The sequence below is a fragment of the Spirillospora sp. NPDC049652 genome, assembly GCF_040675125.1.
In the GTDB taxonomy this organism is placed as follows: Bacteria; Actinomycetota; Actinomycetes; order Streptosporangiales; family Streptosporangiaceae; genus Spirillospora.
The window spans coordinates 1-4,214 of the sequence record NZ_JBFAOF010000650.1; the positions used below are offsets into that span (position 1 = coordinate 1).

The window sequence follows — 4,214 nt, forward strand, 5'->3', positions numbered from 1 at the left end:
CGAAGGCGTGGTCGAGGAAGTCGGCGACGAGTTCGTCGCGTTCGGCGGTGGAGAGCCGGGCGAGGCGGTGCATGAGTTCCAGTTCCTCCGCCACGCCGTCCTCACCACCGCCGCACGCCGCGGCAGCACCCCGGAGGAACTGGAACTCATGCACCGCCTCGCCCGGCTCTCCACCGCCGAACGCGACGAACTCGTCGCCGACTTCCTCGACCACGCCTTCGGCGCCCCCGACGGCCCCCTCCCCCGGGTCCTGCGCCGCTCCCTCACCCCCGAACTCCCGGACGACCCCACGTCCGAACAGCTCGCCGCCTGGGTCGAACTGGCCGAACTCACCCAGGACGAGTCGTTCCGCACCCTCATGCGGTCCCTCTTCAACGAACTGGCCCACCAGCCCCCCGGCCCGCCCCGCAAGCACGTCGTCGGCATGGTCACCGAAACCGTCCGCCCCCTGCTGGCCTCCGGCGTCTCCCCGGACTCCCCCGAGGCGGCCGCCGCCGTCACCCACGTCGCGTCCGCGTACGCCGCGTCCCTGAACGTCCCGGACGGCCCGTCCCTGCGCACCCGCCTGGCCGCCTACCTCACCGCCGCCGACGACCCCCGCCGCGAGCGCTACCTCACCCTCCTGGCCATCGTGAACGGCTGGCTCCCACCCGACCACCCGCGCCGCGAGATCACCTGGTTCCTCACCGCCCTCTCAACCGCCTAGCGCCTCGGTCCGGGGCCGCCCGCCTCCCGGACCTGCCCGGGACTCAACCGCCGCGCCTCCCAAACCAGCCCCACTGTGGACGCGGCCCAGTAGAGCCCGGTGATGTCGAGCAGGGCATGCGCCGCATGCAGCCCAAGGACGGCCCCGGCCCACGCCCGCGGCCCACGCTCCGGTGCTCGAACGCGTTGGTGGCAAGACACACTTGGCCGCTGGCATCTGAGGCACCCGTTAGGGCGAGGCCGGTGACGGCTGGAACCGTCTGGGGTGCTCTGAGCAGGGTGCGACATGCTTCTCAGGGCCATCCGGCGCTTCTCGGGCCTGATGACAACGAGGCCGAAAAACGATCAAGGGCCTGATCGGGATCTCTCCCGATCAGGCCCTTGACCTGCAATCACGCGGTGGAGCTGAGGGGATTTGAACCCCTGACCCCCTCGATGCGAACGAGGTGCGCTACCGGACTGCGCTACAGCCCCGCGGACGTGACTAGGTTAGCGCACTTTGGCAGTGGTTCGCGCGCCGGTAAACCGCCTGGGGAACCACCGGTCCACGGCCCTGGGATCGTCCCGACCGGCGCTACCGGACGGGGACCGCCGTGTTGAATCCGTCCAGGGCCCGAACGAGCCTTCGTCGGCAGGAAGGCACCGAGGGCGCTGACGGCGTGGAGACAGCCTGCGGAGGCGGCACGGTACTGCTGGATCGGGGCAGGAGCCGCGAGGGCGCGCGGTGCTGACGCGCAGCGGCGGCTGGGGCCGGCGGTGGGGTCACTCGCCTACGGCGCGGCGGTCCTCGGTGGTGGGGGCGTCCTCGGCGTACTGGTCGAAGACCTCGTCCTCCGGGCGGCCGACGAACTCCAGCACCTCGGCGGACGGCTCGGGGGCCGCCTGCTCGATCTCCTCCTCGACGCGCATCGCCTCCAGGCGTTCGGCCTCCAGGCGTTCGGCCTCCAGGCGGGCGGCTTCGGCCTCCTGGCGGGCGCGTGCCTGGTCCATCTGGACGGCGACCCGCAGGAGTGTGAGGTGCCCTACGAGAAGCAGGACGGGCGGCGGGGCGATCCACCAGGGGAGGAGCCCCACGGCGGCCACGGTCACGGCCGTCAGGGCGAGCAGGGTGAGCCCGACCGTCCGGCGGCGGCGGCGCGCGATCACGGCCGCGCGTCCCGGACGGCGGTGGACGACCGTCTCCGCGGCCTCCTCGGCGCCGGGCCCGGTCTCGGCCGTGATCTCGGTCTCGGGGTGGGATGGCTCTTCGGGCTCGATCAGCTCGTCGTCCTCGTGGACAGGGGTCTGGAGATGCTCGGGAACGTGGTCGGTGTCGAGGTCCGTGCCGTCCTCGTCCGGACGCTTGTGGAGGAGGCGGGAGATGCCCGTCGCCTCGGTGTCGCGGCGGAGCCACATCGGCACGAGGACGACCGCCCAGACGGCGACGATGGCGAGATAGAGGAAGGCACTGCTCACCGGCTCACCGCCGAGAGAAGCCGTTCCCGGGCACGGCCGGATGACGAGCCGACTTTCGGCGCGCGCACGTGCATTGGGAACAGGGTCACGCCACGCACGGTACGAGTCGGTGTCAGAGGTTGACGAGTATTAGGGGCGGTGTGTCGCGAGATCGATCCTGCGGTTACTCTCTGTTTGCCGGACCTTCTCTTCCGGAGGATTCTTACGGGAAGGTCCGCCGCCCGATTCCGGCCGGCCGGGACGGGTCAGGAGGGAGAGCGGGGAAATGCCTGCTTGGCGGACGCCAGCCAGCGGGACCGCAGGCCGCCGGGCACGTCCTCGACGGTCAGCGCGTAGCAGATGTGATCACGCCAGGCGCCGTCGATGTGCAGTTGGCGGCGGCGAATTCCCTCTTCCCGGAATCCGAGCTTTTCGACGACACGTCGGCTCGCGGTGTTCTCCGGACGGATATTGGCCTCCACCCGGTGCAGCCCGACGGTGAAGAAACAGTGGTCGACCGCGAGCGCGACGGCGGTCGGAATGACGCCGCGTCCGGCGACCTGCCGGTCCACCCAGTAGCCGATCTGGGCCGAACGGGCCGAACCCCACACGATCGCGCCAATGGTGAGCTGTCCGGCGAAGTTCCCTTCATAGGTGACCACCCAGGGCAGCGCGAGCCCCTGCCGCGCCTCCCGCCGCATGGTGTGCACCATGCTGACGTACGGGCCGAGGCCGGTGCGGAACAGCGGCGTCTCGGGGTTGGTCGGCTCCCATGGCCGCAGCCAGTCGGCGTTGCGAACCCGCAGGTCACGCCAGACGGCCGCGTCGCGATGCCGCAGCGGACGCAGCCCGACCGGGCCCTCGCTCAAGGTGACCGGCCATCCACGCATCCGTTCCACGGCTCCCATGATTCCCCGGACGACGGTTCGGACGCCATCAATTGTCCCCGACAAATGGATCCGGCCGCCGACCCGCCCCGGATATGGCCGCGCCACCCCCGTCCCCGGCGGCACACCTGCCACCCGCGGAACCGCGTCCGGAGGACGATCCGGTTTCGCGACACCCGCCGGGCCCCTGGTGAGGCCGCTCCAGGAAAGTCCTTGCAGGCCAGATGGGTCGAGCCCACGCCAACGAGAATCCCAGCCGTCCTCACCGGCCAGAAATCGAAGGGCCGAACCCACAAGCCGAGCGCGCCCTGTCGCGGACGTCGGGATGATTGGCCGGGATGGGCCGTCCTCAAAGGTGAGCAAGCCCACCCGGAGAGGCCGGACCCCGACAGAAGCCTGACCCAAGGCCGAGCAGCCCGGCCCCCAATCCAGGGCCCACCCCACCTGAACCCGATAAGCCCTGGTGAGCGGGCTCGACGATCCAGCTCGCGGCAGGGAGGGGCCACACCAACCTGACCAGGCGGCCAAGCACGTCGCGAGGACCGATGAGGAGGCTCGGGCGGGTCAGGTCGCGTGGAGGACGGTGAGGAGGCGGGTGATCTCGGCCGTGACGGCATCCCGGGCCGGGCCGGCGTACTTGCGGGGATCGACCATCGCCGGGTCGGCGTCGAGGGCGCGGCGCAGTTCGGCGGTGTAGACCTTGTTGAGCTGGGTCGCGATATTGATCTTGGTCATCCCGCGTTCGACGGCGGCGGACAGCGTCCCGTCCGGCACCCCGGACGACCCGTGCAGGACGAGCGGAACGGGCACCGCGTCCCGCAACTCGGCGATCAGATCAAGATCGAGGACGGCGTCCCTGGTGAGCATGGCATGAGAACTCCCCACCGCCACCGCCAGCGCGTCCACGCCGGTGGCGGCGGTGTAGGCGGCGGCCTCGGACGGTTTCGTCCGGGCCCCCGGCGCGTGCACGCCGTCCTTTCCGCCGACCTCGCCGAGCTCCGCCTCCACCCACACACCGCGCTCGTGGCACCAGGCGGCGATCGACGCAGTCTCGGCGACGTTCTCGTCGTAGGGCAGTGTGGACGCGTCGTACATCACCGAACCGACACCCAGCCGTACCGCCTCGCGCACGAGGTCGGCGGAGGTCGCGTGGTCAAGGTGGACGGCGACGGGCACGGCGGCCCCGCG

At 71.1% G+C, this 4,214-nt stretch carries 4 protein-coding genes and 1 tRNA gene; 1 reads left to right on the forward strand and 4 read right to left on the reverse strand.

Features of this window, described 5'->3' with window-relative positions:
- Positions 1–706, forward strand: a 706-nt coding sequence (locus tag AB0J52_RS29885) for a WASHC3/CCDC53 family protein (protein ID WP_500185964.1), incomplete at its 5' end; no start/stop codon positions are given.
- A 399-nt stretch (positions 707–1,105) separates the two neighbouring features.
- Here the strand turns inward: AB0J52_RS29885 and AB0J52_RS29890 are convergent.
- The 4 genes from AB0J52_RS29890 to AB0J52_RS29905 all read right to left on the reverse strand — a co-directional run.
- Positions 1,106–1,179, reverse strand: a tRNA-Ala gene (locus AB0J52_RS29890).
- A gap of 288 nt (positions 1,180–1,467) precedes the next feature.
- On the reverse strand, positions 1,468–2,160 hold the full coding sequence (gene sepX / locus AB0J52_RS29895; protein WP_500185966.1) for a divisome protein SepX/GlpR: 693 nt from the start codon (positions 2,158–2,160) through the stop codon (positions 1,468–1,470).
- Positions 2,161–2,405: 245 nt separating this feature from the next.
- Complete coding sequence (locus AB0J52_RS29900) at positions 2,406–3,029, reverse strand: GNAT family N-acetyltransferase (RefSeq protein ID WP_500185969.1); 624 nt, start codon at positions 3,027–3,029, stop codon at positions 2,406–2,408.
- A gap of 561 nt (positions 3,030–3,590) precedes the next feature.
- On the reverse strand, positions 3,591–4,214 hold a 624-nt coding region (locus tag AB0J52_RS29905), incomplete at its 5' end, for a class II fructose-bisphosphate aldolase (protein WP_500185968.1).